The sequence below is a fragment of the Streptomyces sp. NPDC000075 genome, assembly GCF_040301925.1.
GTDB lineage: Bacteria > Actinomycetota > Actinomycetes > Streptomycetales > Streptomycetaceae > Streptomyces > Streptomyces polychromogenes.
On sequence record NZ_JBEPFL010000002.1, the window covers coordinates 94,592 to 111,436 of the forward strand.

15 protein-coding genes are annotated in these 16,845 nt (G+C 68.1%); 5 read left to right on the plus strand and 10 right to left on the minus strand.

What is annotated here, in order from left to right; all coding sequences use genetic code 11:
- Window positions 1–83: 83 nt before the first annotated feature.
- Window positions 84–1,049 (plus strand): pirin family protein, encoded by a 966-nt coding sequence (locus ABT403_RS02605; RefSeq protein WP_344157227.1) that lies wholly within the window; start codon window positions 84–86, stop codon window positions 1,047–1,049.
- A 309-nt stretch (window positions 1,050–1,358) separates the two neighbouring features.
- Here ABT403_RS02605 and ABT403_RS02610 read toward each other — a convergent pair whose 3' ends face one another.
- Complete coding sequence (locus ABT403_RS02610; RefSeq protein WP_344157230.1) at window positions 1,359–1,631, minus strand: hypothetical protein; 273 nt, start codon at window positions 1,629–1,631, stop codon at window positions 1,359–1,361.
- A gap of 569 nt (window positions 1,632–2,200) precedes the next feature.
- Window positions 2,201–3,196, minus strand: a complete 996-nt coding sequence (locus ABT403_RS02620) for a competence protein CoiA family protein (protein WP_344157234.1) — start codon at window positions 3,194–3,196, stop codon at window positions 2,201–2,203.
- 404 nt (window positions 3,197–3,600) lie between these two features.
- On the opposite strand from ABT403_RS02620, the gene ABT403_RS02625 reads away from it, so the two are divergent.
- Window positions 3,601–4,890 (plus strand): substrate-binding domain-containing protein, encoded by a 1,290-nt coding sequence (locus ABT403_RS02625; protein ID WP_344157236.1) that lies wholly within the window; start codon window positions 3,601–3,603, stop codon window positions 4,888–4,890.
- Between the two features lie 564 nt (window positions 4,891–5,454).
- Window positions 5,455–6,771, plus strand: coding sequence for an aspartate--tRNA(Asn) ligase (gene aspS, locus ABT403_RS02630; protein ID WP_344157239.1), 1,317 nt, complete (start codon window positions 5,455–5,457; stop codon window positions 6,769–6,771).
- 61 nt (window positions 6,772–6,832) lie between these two features.
- Here aspS and ABT403_RS02635 read toward each other — a convergent pair whose 3' ends face one another.
- From ABT403_RS02635 to ABT403_RS02660, 6 genes are all read right to left on the minus strand, one after another.
- Window positions 6,833–7,615: a hypothetical protein gene (locus ABT403_RS02635; protein ID WP_344157242.1), complete on the minus strand. Its 783-nt coding sequence runs from the start codon at window positions 7,613–7,615 to the stop codon at window positions 6,833–6,835.
- A 14-nt stretch (window positions 7,616–7,629) separates the two neighbouring features.
- Entirely contained in the window at window positions 7,630–8,505 is an 876-nt protein-coding gene (locus tag ABT403_RS02640; RefSeq protein ID WP_344157245.1) for a radical SAM protein, read from the minus strand.
- Window positions 8,502–9,803 (minus strand): radical SAM protein, encoded by a 1,302-nt coding sequence (locus ABT403_RS02645; RefSeq protein WP_344157248.1) that lies wholly within the window; start codon window positions 9,801–9,803, stop codon window positions 8,502–8,504. Before ABT403_RS02645 ends, ABT403_RS02640 begins: the two co-directional genes overlap by 4 nt.
- A 4-nt stretch (window positions 9,804–9,807) precedes the next feature.
- Window positions 9,808–10,167 (minus strand): hypothetical protein, encoded by a 360-nt coding sequence (locus ABT403_RS02650; protein ID WP_344157251.1) that lies wholly within the window; start codon window positions 10,165–10,167, stop codon window positions 9,808–9,810.
- Between the two features lie 167 nt (window positions 10,168–10,334).
- The gene (locus ABT403_RS02655) at window positions 10,335–10,601 is read right to left on the minus strand and encodes a hypothetical protein (protein WP_351647679.1); all 267 of its coding nucleotides are present in this window, start codon (window positions 10,599–10,601) and stop codon (window positions 10,335–10,337) included.
- On the minus strand, window positions 10,598–10,813 hold the full coding sequence (locus ABT403_RS02660; protein WP_344157257.1) for a hypothetical protein: 216 nt from the start codon (window positions 10,811–10,813) through the stop codon (window positions 10,598–10,600). Before ABT403_RS02660 ends, ABT403_RS02655 begins: the two co-directional genes overlap by 4 nt.
- Before the next feature lie 236 nt (window positions 10,814–11,049).
- Here ABT403_RS02660 and ABT403_RS02665 point away from each other — a divergent pair, with 236 nt between their 5' ends.
- Window positions 11,050–12,372 (plus strand): NsdA family TPR-like regulatory protein, encoded by a 1,323-nt coding sequence (locus ABT403_RS02665; RefSeq protein ID WP_486388779.1) that lies wholly within the window; start codon window positions 11,050–11,052, stop codon window positions 12,370–12,372.
- A 21-nt stretch (window positions 12,373–12,393) separates the two neighbouring features.
- Here the strand turns inward: ABT403_RS02665 and ABT403_RS02670 are convergent, their stop codons facing one another.
- Window positions 12,394–13,416, minus strand: a complete 1,023-nt coding sequence (locus tag ABT403_RS02670; protein WP_344157263.1) for an NAD-dependent epimerase/dehydratase family protein — start codon at window positions 13,414–13,416, stop codon at window positions 12,394–12,396.
- A gap of 168 nt (window positions 13,417–13,584) precedes the next feature.
- Window positions 13,585–15,294, minus strand: a complete 1,710-nt coding sequence (locus tag ABT403_RS02675; RefSeq protein ID WP_344158918.1) for a serine/threonine protein kinase — start codon at window positions 15,292–15,294, stop codon at window positions 13,585–13,587.
- A gap of 412 nt (window positions 15,295–15,706) precedes the next feature.
- On the opposite strand from ABT403_RS02675, the gene ABT403_RS02680 reads away from it, so the two are divergent.
- Window positions 15,707–16,813 carry a serine/threonine-protein kinase gene (locus ABT403_RS02680; protein ID WP_425580188.1) on the plus strand — a complete coding sequence of 369 codons (1,107 nt, stop codon included), beginning with the start codon at window positions 15,707–15,709 and terminating at the stop codon, window positions 16,811–16,813.
- Window positions 16,814–16,845: the final 32 nt, after the last annotated feature.

Sequence of the window (16,845 nt, forward strand, 5' to 3'; positions counted from 1 at the left end):
GGCGGCCGCCGGGCCCCGCACGCCGCGTCCTTCCCGCGGAAGGAACGGGGGCAAGTGGAGCCGACGGGGCTACCTTGTCCCGTATGAGCAATCTCGATCGCCAGCCCGCTCTCTCCTCCTGCGGCGGCCGCGGCTTCGTCGTGGCCGAACCCGTGCGGGAGCTCCTCAGCCCGCGCACGGTCAGGCTGGGGGAGTCCACCGAGGTCCGCCGACTCCTGCCGAACCTGGGCCGCCGCATGGTGGGCGCCTGGTGCTTCGTCGACCACTACGGCCCCGACGACATCGCCGACGAGCCCGGCATGCAGGTCGCCCCCCACCCGCACGCCGGCCTCCAGACCGTGAGCTGGCTGCACGAGGGCGAGGTGCTGCACCGCGACAGCGTGGGCAGCCTCGCCACGATCCGCCCGCGCGAACTGGGCCTGATGACCTCCGGCCGGGGCATCAGCCACTCCGAGGAGAGCCCGCGCCCCCACGCCCGCTTCCTGCACGGGGCCCAGCTGTGGGTGGCCCTGCCCGACGCCCACCGCGACGTCGACCCGCACTTCCAGCACCACGCGGACCTCCCGCAGGTCACCGCCCCCGGCCTGAGTGCCACGGTCATCCTCGGCACCCTGGACACCGCGACCTCCCCGGGCACCGCGTACACCCCCATCGTCGGAGCCGACCTCGCCCTGGCCGCCGGCACCGAGACCCGCCTGCCCCTCGACCCGGACTTCGAGTACGCGGTCCTCTCCATGTCCGGCGAAGCCCACGCCGACGGCGTCCCCCTCCTCCCGGGCTCCATGCTCTACCTCGGCTGCGGCCGCACCGAACTCCCCCTGCGCGCCACCTCGGACGCGGGCCTGATGCTGCTGGGGGGTGAGCCGTTCGAGGAGGAGATCGTCATGTTCTGGAACTGGATCGGCCGCTCCAACGAGGAGATCGTACAGGCCCGCCAGGACTGGATGGAGGGCAATCGTTTCGGAGAAGTAAAGGGCTACGACGGCCCGCCGATCCCCGCCCCTGAGCTCCCGCCCACGCGCCTGAAGCCGCGTGGACGGGTGCGCTGACCTGCGGTTTTGCGATGCAGGTGGACTGGTTGAGACCCAGCCGAGGGTCGAGGTCGATCCGGTGGTGATCGTTCAGCGGGAGGGGCTGGCAGAGGCTCCGGAAGGAGCATCTCCGGGGTGTCGATCCTTCCCATGTGTGACCGGCTGGGGTCAGCTTTGCCAGGACCAATGCTGACCCAATGCTGACTTTGGTGACGGTTCGTCAGCCGGAGAGGGTGTCGAGACGCCTGCGTCATAGGGGCGACGGGGTGTGATCTCGCTCGGTACAGCCTGTTGTACCGAGCGGCGGATCTCGGTGCGGCTCGGAGCTCAAGCAGCTTTGCGTGCGACGGGGTGCTTCCGCAGGCCGAAGGTGGAGTCAAAGGTGCGGCACTCCGTCGTGGGCACGAGCAGGTACGGCGCTCCCGAACCCGAGAGCGAGTGCGGGCCGGTCTGCCCCGCAGTGAGGGCGTCGTACGGTGTCAGTACGTCCAGGTTGTCGAACACGTAGTAGATGGGCAGCTCGGTCCAGGCGACGAGCTGGAAGTGCGAGCGGACCGCGGCCCGCTCGATCGCGTGGCGGCGCGTGGCCCGACTGGTCATGCTGCTCTTGCAGTCGATCATCGTGAGGCGATTGCCCCTGGCGGCGAGGAGATCAGGCGTCCACCGGAGCGAGCTGTCGGTCGTACGGAGGGCGGATTGAACGGGCTGGGTGAGGACTCCCTGCCCCCACGGGTTGACCGACCACCCTCGCGCGGTCAGTTCTTCGGCAACGCGGTTCTCGTGAGCGTCGCCCACGGCCTTCCTCTGCTGAAAGCTCGGCATGACGTGAAGTGTTGCGCAGTACGCTCCGGCCGAAACGAGGGGCGGATGCAGGCCGGACAGGTGGAGCCCCGGTAAGCCCCGCCCACTGCGTCCGGCTGTGTTCGTGTGAGTCCGCCGGCGTCCAGCTGCGTCCGAATAATGTTGACTGAAAATCGTTGCTGGCTGGCCCGCCTGAGCAGGGCTCTCGAGTCCGTCTGCTGCCAGACAGCACGCACGCCAAGATCCGCTGCCTCGACGAGCAGGCCATGGCTAAGCGGAAAGGCTGGCGCCTCCGGCGGAAGCTCCGCTGCAGCACCGCCCGCATCACCGGCCTGGCACAGTGCGTCTACTGTCGGGATGCCCTCTGGTCAGCACAGAAGGTGACGCCCGGCCGCTGCCAGTTCGGGAGCCAAGGCTCGCTGGCACACCGTGCATCGCAGGGCGCCGTGCGGCAGTCGAGGTGCCGGCAGTGGCTTCGGGTGCCTGTCGGCCTCGTCGCGCCGCTGCTGTGCTTCGCGCAGCTGGTGGGCGTACCGCGCTGCGCTCTCGCGCCGCACCGCTGCCTCCTCGCGGGCTTCGCGCTGAGAGTCACTCAGTTTCTGTCGCAGGTTCTGCGGGAGCACAGCGCCCTGCTGGTCCAGGTTCAGCTCGCCAAGTGGTACGGCCTGCCGTTCCAGGTCGTCCAGCGGGCATGGCGGATGGTGCAGACCGAACACCGCAGGGTTTTTCACCTCCCACCACCGGTGCACCTTTTGGTGCGCCCGGCCGAAGGCCGTCCAAGCCATGCCCTTTGAGGGGACGTAGAACCACACCGGCAGGCCCTCGGATAGGACTATGTGGGGGAAGTGGACACGGGGCCGCCAGAACCAGACGTCGACTATGCCCTGCCGCTGGTAGTCGCGGTGTCTGGCCCGCCACGCCTCATCGGTCATGAGCATCCGCTGCGCCTCCAGCGCGAGGCGTGTGCCGTCCTCCAGGCGAACGGCAACGTCTGCACGGCGGTCCTGGTCCGGGGTCCACTGTTCCAGCCGTACCGCGGCGACCCCTGGGCGGCTACGCGCCCACCGGGCCAGCGTGTGTTTGGTGGTGATGTGCCAGACAGTCTCGGGATGGTGACCGCCTTCTGGAGCTTGTCCAGAGGGGTGCGCAAAATGCGTACGCACCTTGCCGCCCAGGCGCCCGCGGGTCAGCAGCGGAACACGCGTACCGACGGGTGCCTCGAACCCGTGAAAGCAGTAGAAGCACACCAGTTGTCGTGTGCCGCCGTAGCCGCGCTGCCTCCAGTACTCCGGCGGCTGCTCGGCCACATGTACTTCCCGCCCTTTTTCCAGGTCGAAGCCGACCACCAGTAAGTCGTCTTGCACGCTCCACCCCTCCCATATCGCGGCCAGCATCCAATTCTCGGGCGGCTATGACCAGGGGGCATCGTCACAATGGCGTGGTGGACGGGCTGGACTCGGGAACGGGCTCGATAACGGGCGTCGCCGAGGTCTCTGCTGTGGCGAAGGAGGTGGAGACGTCGCTGGCTGTTCAGCAGAGGTCGGGGTATGCGCTGAGGCGGTAGTCCTCGATCTGCCGTCACCTGCGGAGGTGGATGTCATGCCGGTCGAGCTCGACGGGCTGAGTTGCGGGCCAGCGTAAACGCCTTCTCGATGGCTTCGGCGTAGGCGTTGGTGGTGTGGACGGTGAGCGAGAACCACAGGAAGAGGCTCCTTCGGCAGCTCAGGTGCGCCATGTCATCCGCCCGGTCCTTGGCACCCTCGGTGGAATGGGGCCGCTCGCCACGGCCGACCTCTACCATCGGCTGGTTCGGCACACCCCGGCCGACTCGGACCAGGCGCATCTGCCCGTCCTGATGTGGGCCGATCCTGCCGTCCCCGACCGGATCGCGGCGCTGCTCGGCGAGGGGCCGTCTCCCGTGCCGCCTATGGTCGACGGCGCTGCTGGCTCCAGCGTGCGGGAGCAAGCTGCTAGGAGTTGCCCGGCCGATCATGAGCAGAAGCGGGCGTCTCCACTTGGCCGTCCGTCCCGCGCGTGGTTGTCGGCGAGTCTTTCGCACACCACGCCGACTACGGCGACCTCGGTCCCGCAGGAGTCGATCATGTCCCATTCTTCCCTTGACGTTCCGAACGCCGAGGGAAAGAAGGAACCGATGAGTGACCTGCCCCCACTGGCCAAGAAGGACACATACAAGGTCGGCTTCGCGCAGGTCGAGGCCAACAACCCGTGGCGCATCGCGCAGACCGAGAGCATGAAGGCAGAGGCCGCGAAGCTCGGCTACCAGCTCGTCTATACCGATGCGCAGAGTTCGGCGGCGAAGCAGGTCTCCGACGTGAACGCCATGATCGCGCAGGGCGTCGACCTGATCTTCCTGTCACCGCGCGAGGAGAAGCCGCTGATCCCGGCCGTCAGGGCTGCCAAGGACGCCGGCATCCCGGTTGTGCTCCTCGACCGGAGCGTGGACTTGGCCCTGGCCAAGCCCGGGGTCGACTACGTGACCTTCATCGGCTCCGACTTCGTCATGCAGGGCCAACGCGTGGGCGAGTGGCTGGCGAAGAACGCGAAGGACAAGAAGAAGATCATCCAGCTTGAGGGGACCGCGGGTTCCTCGCCGGCTATGGGCCGCAAGAAGGGCTTCGACGACGCCGTCAAGGCCGCCGGCGGCTTCGAGATCGTGGCCTCCCGGTCGGGAGACTTCTCGCGCGACAAGGGCTGCCAGGTGGCCGAAGCGCTCCTCAAGGCACACCCGGGCGCCCAGCTGATCTACGCCCACAACGACGAGATGGCCTTCGGGGCCATCGCCGCTCTCGAATCCGTCGGCAAGATCCCCGGCAAGGACGTCCTCGTCCTGTCTGTCGACGGCGGCAAGGAGGCTGTCGACGCGATCAGCAGGGGCAAGCTGGCCGCAGCCGTCGAATGCAACCCCCGCTTCGGTCCCATCGCTTTCGAGACGTTGAAGCGGTACGCGGCCGGCGATCGGGTCGCATCGTGGGTGAAGGTCACCGACAAGTTCTTCGACGCGAGCAATGCCGCCACCGAGGTCGCCGGCGCCTACTAGGGACTTGTCCGGTCGCTCACATGACCACTCCGCTCCATGGCCGTTGCCGTGGGCATGGGGCGGAATGATCTGACGGATGCCGAGTGGGAACGGCTGAAGCCGTTCCTGCGGGTCCTCGCCCTCAGGGCTCTCCGCGGCTTCTTCATGGGGTGCTGCCAACTCCGGCACGCGCCTTGAACGTGCTCGCGGAGGAGGGTTTCTAGGACAGACGTGCTGAGGCCCTTGCTGTGCGCGATTCCAGAAGCGTGTCTCGATCGTTTCCGTTGCGTCGAGCCTGAACGTATCCGTATCCTCATCTCAATGCGTTGACGGAGACAAGTAACCACGGATCACGCGAGCAGAGAGAGCCGCCGGCAGCTGTGAAGGCGGACTCGTACCCGTGGTGAAGACCCTCCCGAGCGCGGGGAGGAAAGGCCTTCGGGCCCAATGCCCCGCCGGTTTGCCCCCGTCACCGGGCTGAATGAGGCCGCCGCTGTCTGGCGGTGGCAAAGGCGTGGTGGCACCGCGAGTACCCTTCTCGCCCACGCTTCCAAGGGATCATGACGACGCCCCTGGAGGGCTGCGATGATCCACACGACTAGCCGCGTACTGGCTTCCGACCTACGCGCACACCTCGACCAGACCGTCACCGTATCCGGCTGGGTGAACGCCCTCCGGCTTCAACGCAAGATGCAGTTCGTCATCCTGCGGGACCACTCCGGCATGGTCCAGGTGACCCACAAGCGCGACGGTAGCCCGCTCGAAGCCGTCCTGGAGTCCCTTACCCCCGAATCCGCCGTCCGGATCACTGGCCGCGTCGTGGACGCGGCCCAGGTCAAGCTGGGCGGCCTGGAGCTCGTCCCCGAATCGGTCGAGGTGCTGAACCGGGCGGAGACGCCCCTGCCGATCGACGAGCACACCGGCCCCGAGCACCGGCTCGACTGGCGCTTCCTCGACGTACGCAAGCGGGCCACCGCGCAGATGGTGTTCGCCGCGCAGACGACCCTGGAGCAGGGGCTGCGCGAGTACGCCATGCAGAACGGCTGCACGGAGATGCACACGCCGAAGCTGATGGGCACCGCCTCGGAGTCCGGAGCCGAGGTGTTCAAGCTCGGGTACTTCGACCGGTCGGCCTACCTCGCCCAGTCTCCGCAGTTCTACAAGCAGATGGCCGTGGCAGCCGGCATCGACCGGGTCTTCGAGATCGGTCCAGTCTTCCGGGCTGAGCCGTCGTTCACCTCACGCCACGCGACCGAGTTCACCGGCGTGGACGTCGAGCTGTCGTGGATCGACGACGTCGAGGACGTGATGGCGTTCGAGGAGCGGATGCTCGCCCACGCCATCGCGAAGGTCGCCGAGGTCCACGGCGAGGCGATCCGGGAAGTCTTCGGCATCGAGGTCGTCGTGCCGGAGGCCCCGTTCCCCAGGATCACGATGGCCGAGGCGCAGGAGATCCTGCGGGCCGGCGGCTGGGACCCCGAAGGCGTCAAGGAGGACCTGGACCCGGAAGGTGAGCGCACCATCGCCGCCCACATGAAGGAGCGCACGGGCCACGAGTTCGTGTTCATCACGCACTACCCGGCCAGCATCCGGCCCTTCTACCACATGCGTCCGGCGGACCGGCCGGACCTGACGCTCAGCTTCGACCTGCTCTGGAAGGGCCTGGAGATCACCACCGGGGCCCAGCGAGAGCACCGCTCCGACGTGCTGCTCAAGCAGGCCGAGGAGAAGGGCATGGACACCGAGCCTATGCAGGACTACATGAACATCTTCCGCTTCGGCTGCCCGCCGCACGGCGGCCTCGGCGCCGGCCTGGGCCGGATCCTGATGGTCATGCTCGGCCTGGACTCGATCCGCGAGGCCGCGTTCCTGTTCCGTGGGCCGAACCGCCTCACCCCCTGAGCCAGGGGTAGACGCACCTCTGCCCCACCGCCGGCTTGGCGGTGGGGCAGAGGTGGTTCGCTCAGTACCGGGTGTGCCCCAGGTCGAGGGTCCACGCCTCGTCGGGGTTCTTGTCCCAGTGGTTGCGCAGGGCCAGCTCACGGTCGGCGTACCGGCCCCGGCGGCACAGCCCGCCGTGGGAGAGGGTGACGCTGAGCGCGAGGGGCGATTCGGTGGTGACCCAGTGCGGTGTCAGGGCATGGTTCCACAGCTGGTCACCTGGCTGCATCGTCACCGACTGCCGGTCTGCCTTGGCGTGCGGTGGGGGATCCTCGGCGGTGGTCTCGCCGAGGACCGCGGCTTCGGGTGACAGGTGCCTATCGGGGTTGTGGTAGCTGTGGAAGGTCTTGACCCCTTGGACCTGCCAGACAAGACCATGCGAGTTGTCGTTGTGGTAGGTCGAGGCCGCTCCTTCGGTGGACAGGAACAGAATGGGCGCGCACCGCTGCCACGTGAATCCCTGCGCCGACAGGTAGGTGCGCCAGGGGACCATGACCTCTTCCTGGAAGCCGGCCAGGAGCTCGCCGTAGAACCGGGCAAGGTTGAAGTGCACCAGGCGGAATGGCCAGGTGGCGATCTCCTCGACCGGGGCCGTGCGGAACGCCGCAGTGCGCTCCATGCGCACCGCCCAGTCGTCCTCGCCGAGGACCGTGAAGCGAACCTCGTCGTCCCGACGGATGTGATCGAGGATGTCGATCGCGGGCAGAAACAGGTAGTCGAACGGGACCTGCATGCGGAAGTTCGGCGGCTTCCTCCAGTGGGTGCTGAAGTCGTGAGGGTCGGTGACGGAGACCGACGGTTGCACGTGGACCTCCAAGGTCAGGCCGCACAATCGCGGGACGCGGGTCGGCAGATGGCGGCGCAGTCGGGTACGACGCGGTCCGTGGCCGGCGCGTCGAGGAAGGCGCGGATCTCGGTACGCGGGGCGTGAACGCTGATCTCGGATGTGCCATAGGGGCAGTGCCGCACCTCGCCCTTGGCGGACACGTAGAGGGTTGCTGACCGGCAGGGGTGGTTCTCCTCCTTGGTCAGCTGCATTCGCCGAAGATCGTCGAGGTAGGACCGGTATCCGTTGGACAGACGGAGGTGCTGACCGAGCGACGCAGTATCGCGTGCCCTCTGCCTCAAGGTGTCCTGGATCGATCGACCGTCCCGGCGCAGGGCGTCTTCGGAGAGGAGGACGGGGCTCAGCTGGACTTCGATCCCCTTCCCCGCCACGAGGCCGGCGAGCTGTGTGGCTTCCTCCCCCTCCACATCCCAGTAGGTCAGGTGCAGGACTTTCGAGGGGGTGTCCACGGCGTCCAGCGTCGCGACAGCCGAAGCCGCGGTCCGCGTAGTACGGCCGAGTGCCATAGCGCCCTGTGAGTCTGCGGAGACCGTCACGTTGGTCAAAAGGTGACCGACCTCCGCGAGAGCGGTGACCTCCGCCTCCGAGCGGGCCGAGGTCACCATCGACACCGTCATGCCGAACTGGAGGGCCAGGCGGACGAGCTGCCGGAGCTCCGGGTGGTGGGTCGGCTCACCACCGGTCAGGCATACCCCCTCCACCCCGGTCTCCTTCAGCCGCGACAGGGCACGTGTGTACGTCGCAATGGTGAGGAAGCCGCGGGCGCGGTCGGCCCGGAAGCAGAAACTGCAAGCGACCTCGCAATGCCCCGCCGTCGAGACCAGTGCCGTACGAGCGGGGGCGCTCATTGCACCCCCGTGTTGTCCCACACCGCAACGGCAACGGTGCTGGTGTAGAAGGCGCACATCTGCGGGTCGGGGGTGTTGCCGCCGATGAGCGCCTGCTCGTTGCGGGATGGGCCGCCGCAGATGGCAAGCGCCGGGCAGTCGCCGCACGCGGGGATGGGCGCGACCTTCTTCGTTGCGCTTGTGAGACGGGCGGGGTCCGCGCGCAGCTCGTCGAGTGTATGGAGGAACGAGGGCTCGGTGAAGTTGATGTCGCACACGCTGACTCGGTCGCCGGGCAGCAGAGCGGCATTGAGGCTGCGGTCGCCCTGCATGTGGTCGAAGAGCATCGGCCGGCGGGTGTCGAGGGCCTGGAAGGCTCGGTCGAGGACGGAGAACAGCATCCCGCCCTTCCCGAGCGCGGTAAGACGGGCCTCGTAGAGCTCCCGGGCCAGTTCCGCTCCGCTCACCCGCCACTTGCCCCCGGTGGGGATGGGCGTGTTGACGTAGATGAACTTGAGGCCGAGGTCGTCGATGATCCACTGCACGCTCTCGGCCAGGCGTCCGATGTTCGATGCCGTCGGGGTGAGGTTGCAGCCGACGTGCAGGCCCTTCGCCTCGACCAGGCGCCGGACGTTGCGGCGGATGCGGTCGTCCGCCGGCTGCCCGCCGAGGAGGAGCCGGTTCGCCGAGTTGATCCCCGGAGGGCCGTCGATGGAGATGCCCACCCCGTACTCGCGCTGTACGAAGTGGTCGAGGGCCTCGTCCGTCAGACGGGCGCCATTGGTGACGACCGTGCGCCGGACCCGCTCGACGCCGTAGCGGGCGGCGAGGGTGTCGGCGAGTTCGTCGCCGTACTGCATGAGGTCGAAGCGGATGGTCGGCTCGCCGCCGAACCACTGGATCGAGACCTCCTCCTGCCCGGCGTTCTGCTCGAACAGGAACTCCAGGCCAGCGGCGAGCTCCTGCTCCGTCATGTCCGGCTTGCCGCTGTTGGTGTCGACGAAGCAGTACGTGCAGGCCATGTTGCAGCGGTCGGTGAGCACCACTCGGAGGCCGCTGATCCGGCGCGGCGTCGGGTCGATTCCCAGGGTGTGGAGACGATGGCGGAGTGCTTCACGGCGGTCGGCCGCGGGGCCGTCCTGGGTGAAGCCGAGCCCGGCGAGGGCTAAGTGCGTCGTGGTCGGGGGGACCCCGGCGAGGTCAGAGACCTCGCCGGAGTCGAGAAGCACACTCTCCAGCGTGACCGGGTCGAGGAGGACAGCCTCCCCGTCCCGGTCGTACTGGAAGTATTTCCCCCACAGCAGCTGGGGAGTGGCCATTGGGTCAGGCCGCCGATTCCTCTTCGGCGATCCCCAGCTCGGCCATGACGGCGCGGACCTTGTCCTCAGCGTCGGCCTGGAGCCGGGCGGAAGCCGCGGGGGATCCGCCGTCGGAGAGGACGATGACACCGGGGAGCGTCGGGTTCGGCGCGATGACCGTGAGGCCGGCGGGCTCGGCGCTGATGACCATGACCGCGCCCTCCAGGTTGACCCAGTCGGTGCGGTCCTTCAGGGCCTCGAGGATGCGGGCCTGCTTGTCGCGGAAGGAGGCGCGCTCCCCCATCCACACGCCTGCCTTGGACTTGGAGTCCACGACGTCCGCGTAGATCAGGTGGTTCTGCTTCTCTCGCCTGGGCTTCGGCATGACTGATCTCCTTGATGGGAGGGTGACTGCCCTGGTTGGGCAGCTGTGATTCGCTCCGGCAGCAGCCGGCCTGTTGCTGTAGGACACTGCGGATTCACACACGGCGCCCTGGGGACGCCGATCCCCTCCCGCTGCCGACCTTCGTCGACAGAAGGAGGGAAGTCTGTTCAGCTCTTGCCTGCGGGCAAGTCGGAGGCGATCGGTCGTAGGGGCCTGAGGGTGCCCGGATCGGCGGTCCACTCCCGTCCCGAGTCGTCGAGCGGGCGCATGTGAGCCACCGTCTTGACCACCCTGTTGCTGACCTTCGAGGTGTAGATCAGGACGGTGCCGACAGTTCCGCGCCGTCCGCTGGACGGTTGCGCGACCGCCCGGCCGAGGAGCCGGTGACTGACGTCCTCCATGACCCAAAGGTTCGCGTCGGTGGTCGTGGTCACTGAGCGCCCCCGAGGTCGAGGAAGGCGTCGAACTGCGCGGAGCTCCACGAGGCGGGGTCACCCTGCTGGGTGCGGAACGCCTCGGCGGCCTGGGGCAGACTGCGGCGTCCCGACGGCGAGCTCACGTCCGTCCCCGTGTAGGGGGCCACGGCTGCCACGTAGTGCGAATTGGTCTCACCGGGGGTTCGGCGGGGAAGCCGGGGGCTGCTCACGGTCCGCTCCCTTTCGCTGGGCTCGTTGGGGTGGCGTAAGAGTCCCTCTGGTGTGGGTGTCACGACCACGACGCGGCGGGTGTCATCTGGTGCTCGCCAGGGTGAGCGGGGTGTCATGGGGATGGCGCTGTCATGTCATCTGGGCGGATTCCATTGCGTCACATGGGTGTTGACGGGTAGGCAACGAAGGGGAGCGGGGCGATGTGGCCCGAATCCTGACAGTGAGGGAGCGACCGATGCACGAGCCGGCGACGTTGCTGTGGCTGTTAGTCCAGCAGCGGCAGTGGCGATACAGGGACTTCGTCACGGCCTTCGAGCGGGCGGCCACACAGGCTGGCGCGCCGGGTCTGACGGTGTCAGAGGCTCAGTTCCGGCGGTGGACATCAGGCAGGGTCAAGACGCTGCCCGGGCCAGACATGTGCCGGGCGCTGGAGCAGTTATTCGACGTGGACGCTGCAGCGTTATTCGGGCCTCCACCTGCCTCGTCAGCCCCGGTCTCAGGCGCTCCCACTGCGTACAACCTCGAAGGTGACATTGCTATGACCGCACGTGACGCCGCTGATGAAGCGGGGGCTGCCGCCGCGCAGTCCGTATCCGATACCACTGTTGACCAGCTCCGCGACGACGCCCTGTCCCTTGCCCGCTCGTATGGCGCCATGAGCGCGTTCGACGCGTTCCGGCGGGCGAAAGCTCTGCGCTCGGAGGCGGAGCATCAGCGGGGGCTCACGCAGGTGCCCGCGCAGCAACAGGAGCTGCTGATTGTGGCGGGGCAGGCGTGCGCGCTGCTTTCGACCGCCGCTTTTGACCTAGGAGCCTTGGACGACGCGGCCCGTCTCGCCCGTTCGGCGGCTCTGTACGGGGAGATGGCGCGCTTCGACCCGCTGCGGGCTTACGCGACTGGGTCCTTGGCGATCTGTGCGTACTTCACGGGTCGGCCCTCGGAGGCCGTACGACAGGCGCGCACGGCGCTGTCGTACGCGGGGCTGGGCGACACGGCCCGGCGACGGCTGTTGTCCATTGAGGCCCGCGCTCACGGGCACCTCGGAGACCTGGAGCGGGCGACCCGGGCCCTCGTCGCGTCGACGCAGCAGGACAGCGGTGAGCGGGACGAGCTGCACGACGACGTGGGAGGGGAGTTCGCCTTCACCGAGGAAAGACTGCTCATGTCCAACGGCACCACGGCCCTCCTCGTCGGTGACGGGGCGGGAGCGGAGGCGACGGTCCAGCGAGCGTTGGATCTCATCGCGTCGCGACCGCCGGCCCGGCAGTCAGCATCAGTCCGCGGGAAGGCCTCGGCTGACCTTGCTGCCGCGCAGGTTCTTCGGGGTGATCTGGACGCCGCGGCAGTGACACTGGAGACGGTGTGGGCGATCCCGGCGGAGCAGCGTGTGGCGGGCCTGCTGGAACGCACCGGAACACTGCGGCGGGCGTTGACTGGTCCCGTGTTCCAGGGGGCGCCAAAGGCCATCACGCTCGGCGAGCAGATCGAGGAGTTCGGGCGACTGTCTGCACCGAGGCAGTGGGGCACCGGGGGCCGACTCCTCGCTATCGAACCCTGACCCCCCGTGCCACCTCCGCACCTACCGGTGGCCGAGGGAGGCGAGGATCTTGGCCTCTTTGCCCGCCTCCACGCCGTGCTCAGACCACCTCGGATGTTCGACCGGTCGCCCGTCTGCCTGCATCCACGCCCAGGTGTCGGCGATGGTCTCAGCGAGCGGACGACAGCGAAGCCCGGATGAAACGGCGAGGGAGGCGTCGACGGACCACACGCCGGCATGGGTACGCCACAGAGGGAGCTCTGTCCACTGCTTGACGCCGTGAGCGGCGAGCGTCGAGGCATCGGCCCACACCGGGCGGCCGGCGCCGCCGGTGACCGTGAGGCATGTGGAGATGAACTCCGCCCAGCTGACGCCATCCGGATGGGCGACGTTATACGCCCGGCCGGCTACATCGGCGACGGCTTGGTCAACGGCGAAGGCGGCGACATCGCGCACGTCAACGGGCTGGATCGTCTGTGCCGCCGGTGCCGGGACGACGATCGGGCCGCCGCGTTGTGCACGGGCAAGCCACCAGGGAAGGCGGCCGACGTACTCACCGGGGCCCAAGATCACCCCCGGCCGCAGGAACACCACGTCATCCCCGAAGGCAGCCCGCACCGCGGCCTCTCCGCCCGCTTTCTGGAACCCGTACTTCGTCGGGCTGCCGTCGGGGCCGGTGTGCCCGAATGATTCGTCGGCGTCCGGGGGGCACTCCAGCAACGGGGAGTCCTCAGTGAGCGGGTGGTGGGGCCAGCCCTGATATACGGACACCGTGGAGACATGAACCCACCGCGCAGCGACGGGTCGCAGGACATCGGCTGCGAGGAGCACATCACGGGGCGGGAACTCGCTGCTGGAGGTGTCGATCACGGCGTCCCATGGCCCATGCGTGGCGAGCCGCTTCAAGTCCTCGGGGCTGGTGCGGTCTCCCCGGACAGTCTCGGCGCCGTCGACCGCACCGGAACGGCCGCGGTTGAACGCAGTCACTTCCCACCCGCGTCGTAGCGCGTCGTCAACGATCGCCCGGCCGAGGAACCAGGTGCCACCCATCACGAGAATCCGCATGAGGACGACCCTGCCACGAACCGCTATGCGGCACCATCCCGTCTGTCTCGAAGCTGCCATGGCGTCCAGGTCACGATGGATGGCCATCCCACGGTGCCGCTGGAATGGGAAGTAGGGCACGCCGCACGTACACGTCTACTGAGGGGCGAACGCTCCGTTGGCGGTGGCCTATTGGTAAGCAGCCTTGATGGGAGTGTTGATGGTGGTGTTCGCCTGCTCTGCCCGATAGGCGGCGGTCCAGAGAGGGTGGTCTTGGTCGGGGTCTCCGTACACGCTTCCGCCGCCGTCACAGAAGTAGTTGAGGCGCTGGCCGGCGAGCGAGTCGGTAGCACCCCCGACGAATGCGCACGTTTTGCCGTTGGCGAGCTCGATGATCAAGGGGGTGGGGACGGGGCCGCCGGGGATGTGGAAGTTGTTGCCGGGCAGCGTTTCGGTGAGGGTCAAGCGCCGCATGAGGTTCGGGTCGGCTCCCATACACAGCAGTACCGGGTGTTCCGGACCCACGTCCGGAGCGAAGCAAGGGTCGAGGATGGTGCTGTCGGCGGTGCAGCGCCAGGCGTCTGTGCGCTGGGTCTTGGTCGAGCTGCTCCAGCACGCCCCGACAAGGTCCTCTGTGACCACGATTCCCTTGGCCGGGGCGCTGCCGCCGACGGCCCATGGAGCGATGGTGTGGACTTCGGTTCGGGTCAGCCGCGGTACGGAGGAGGCTGGCGTGGGGCTCGGCTTGTCCGCGACAGCGGTGGGTGCGGGGGTGCTGTTCGACGGCTCTGGAACAGGCGGCCGGTCGTCGGCCCTGGCCAGAGGGGCGGATGTGGTGGCGCCGGCAGACGGCGCCGTCGGTGAAGCGTCGGACGGGAGGAGACCGAGGAGCGCAGCACAGAGAGCACCGACGGCTGCCGCGCTCGCGATAAAGGCTCCGCGGCGCACCCAGACTCCGCGTCCGGTTGGCCGGGGCTGGGTGCCTGTGTTCCAGGCCGGGTCTTCGACGGTGGGAATGCGCCACTGTGTGGCGATCAGCTCGTGGACTGCTGTCTGCTGCTCCGGGGCGGGGAGGATCTGAGTTGCCGCACTGCCGAGTAGGTCGGAAGTGATCTCGGCGAGGTCCTTGGCGGGCGGGCGTTGGGAGGGCGTCTTGGCCAGACAGGACGCGAGTACTCCCCGGAGCTCTTGAGGTAGGCCGTCGAGGTCGGGTTCCTCGCTCATGACTCGGTACGCGACCACGTCTGGGGCCCCTGTACCGAACACAGGGCGGCCGGTGGCGGCGTAGGCGACGAGCGCACCCCAGGCGAACACGTCTCCCAGGCTGTCCGTAGTGCCGTCTCGGTACTGCTCTGGACTGATCCAGCCCGGAGTGCCGGTTGTGACGCCCGTGCGTGTGACTGCGGTTCCGTCCGTCACGTGGGCGATGCCGAAGTCAAGAACGCGGGGGCCGTGTGGGGAAAGGATCACGTTGGCCGGCTTGAGGTCACGGTGGACGACTTTGGCGGCGTGCACTGCGGCCAGCGCGGCCGCCGTGCCGGCCGCGAACAGGTTCAGCTGAACGCCGGACAACGGGCCATGCGTAACCAAGTGCTCGTGCAGGGTGGGGCCCGGCACGTATTCGGTAACCAGCCACGGGATGTCGGCGGTCGGATCCGCGTCGACGAAGGGGACCAAGCACGGCCCGGAGACCCTACGGAGCACCGTTGCCTCGCGATGGAACCTGGCGCGGAACTGCGGGTCAGCGGCGAACTGAGGGTGCACCACCTTGAGCGCAACCCTGCCGGCCTGGTCATTCAATGCTGCGTACACCGTACCCATGCCGCCTGAGCCGAGACGGCCGATGAGCCGGTACGAGGCGATCTGCACCGGGTCGCCGGAAAGGAGCGGGCTGATCACAGAGCTCAAGGAAGATCCTCAACGATTGAGCACGGGGATGGGTCGCGCGGTACCGTCCGAACGGTAGCGGGCAACTCAAGCCCCCTGTGGCCGATCAACGCAAGCGATGTCGACGTCTGGTGCTGACCATCGAGCCGCATCCAAAGTGGCTTGATTCCGGCCATGAGGCCGAGGGGATCAGCCTAGTCCGATGTGATCACTTTCTCCCGTGGGATGGTGATCGGTAGGCTATGGGCTTGATCCATCGGTGTCCCTGTCTGCTGCGCTCTGCTCTTTCTTCGGCGGAGCGGAGGCAGGCGCCGAGCGGGGCTGTGATGTCGTTACGGGAAGTCAGGGGGGTGCGGTGAGTAGCGCGCCTCTGCCGTCGCGTATCGGTCCATACCTCGTCGAGCGCCGACTCGGCGCGGGCGGGATGGGGGAGGTGTACCTCGCCTACTCGGTCGCGGGTGAACCAGTTGCCGTGAAGGTGATCCGGCCTGACCGTACGGATCCGCACACGCGCGCACGCTTCGAACGCGAGGCGGCGATTGCGCGGACGATCTCGGGGACCGGCCGTGTGGCCCGCTTTATCGAGGCAGATCCGTTTGCCGAGCAGCCCTGGCTGGCCATGGACTATGTCCCTGGATGCCCGCTTTCCGACGTCGTGCGGCACCAGGGTGCGCTGTCCGCGCCGCTCGTGGCGAGCCTCGGCGCGCTGCTGGCCGAGGGGCTTGCCGCAGTGCACTCCGCGGGTTTGGTGCACCGCGACCTGAAGGCGCAGAACGTCATCCTGGGCGACTTCGGCCCGGTGATCATCGACTTTGGGCTCGGCGCTTTCGTTGGAGCGTCCAAGGGAACGCTCACGCAGGCCGGCATGGTCATCGGCACGGTCCGCTGCATGCCGCCCGAGCAGGCCTTGGGCGAGGTGGACGTCACGCAGGCCGCTGACGTGTACGGCCTGGGCAGCGTACTTCTGTACGCGGCGACCGAGCACTACCCGTACGACGGCGTCCGGTGGGAGGCAGTCGCCGCGCAGGTGGTCAACCCCGAGATCGGCCCTGATCTGTCCGGGCTGCCCGATGAACTGGTCCCCGTCGTGGCGGCCATGCTGGCACACAAGGCAGTCGACCGGCCCTCTCTGGAGGAGGTGACCCGCCAGTGCGCCGATCTCATGCGCCAGCTGGGTACGAGTCCGGCTCGTGCACGGCGCGCCCTGATCCAGGAGACGACGGCGAAGGACCATTCCACGATGGTGCTGCCGCAGCCTGATGGACCGATGCTGGACAGGCTCGACTCGCTCGAGAAACTGCTGCGCGAAGAGTCGGCGTCCCCGCGGGATGACACCTCGGTCCCGCCACGCGGCGCTGAATCCGATCCGGCCTCACCCTCATCCGCGGTGGAGCGGATGTCTGAGCCTGCGGGCGGAAGTCCGGCTACAGCCGCACCGCAAAGGGGCCGTCCTCCGGCCTCCCGGAGGGTCGCCGAGGAATTGCGGGAGCGCTACGCCGTTGGGCCGGCGCTCGCTTGGCCGAAGAGCTGACCCGCTCGTCTCCTCCTTCTACCGGTGAGGCC

Coding starts and splice junctions, on each gene's coding strand:
- ABT403_RS02605 (WP_344157227.1), top strand. CDS start 84: ATGAGCAATCTCGATCGCCAGCCCGCTCTCTCCTCCTGCGGCGGCCGC.
- ABT403_RS02610 (WP_344157230.1), bottom strand. CDS start 1,631: ATGACCAGTCGGGCCACGCGCCGCCACGCGATCGAGCGGGCCGCGGTC.
- ABT403_RS02625 (WP_344157236.1), top strand. CDS start 3,601: ATGGGGCCGCTCGCCACGGCCGACCTCTACCATCGGCTGGTTCGGCAC.
- aspS (WP_344157239.1), top strand. CDS start 5,455: ATGATCCACACGACTAGCCGCGTACTGGCTTCCGACCTACGCGCACAC.
- ABT403_RS02640 (WP_344157245.1), bottom strand. CDS start 8,505: ATGAGCGCCCCCGCTCGTACGGCACTGGTCTCGACGGCGGGGCATTGC.
- ABT403_RS02645 (WP_344157248.1), bottom strand. CDS start 9,803: ATGGCCACTCCCCAGCTGCTGTGGGGGAAATACTTCCAGTACGACCGG.
- ABT403_RS02650 (WP_344157251.1), bottom strand. CDS start 10,167: ATGCCGAAGCCCAGGCGAGAGAAGCAGAACCACCTGATCTACGCGGAC.
- ABT403_RS02665 (WP_486388779.1), top strand. CDS start 11,050: ATGCACGAGCCGGCGACGTTGCTGTGGCTGTTAGTCCAGCAGCGGCAG.
- ABT403_RS02670 (WP_344157263.1), bottom strand. CDS start 13,416: ATGCGGATTCTCGTGATGGGTGGCACCTGGTTCCTCGGCCGGGCGATC.
- ABT403_RS02680 (WP_425580188.1), top strand. CDS start 15,707: ATGGGGGAGGTGTACCTCGCCTACTCGGTCGCGGGTGAACCAGTTGCC.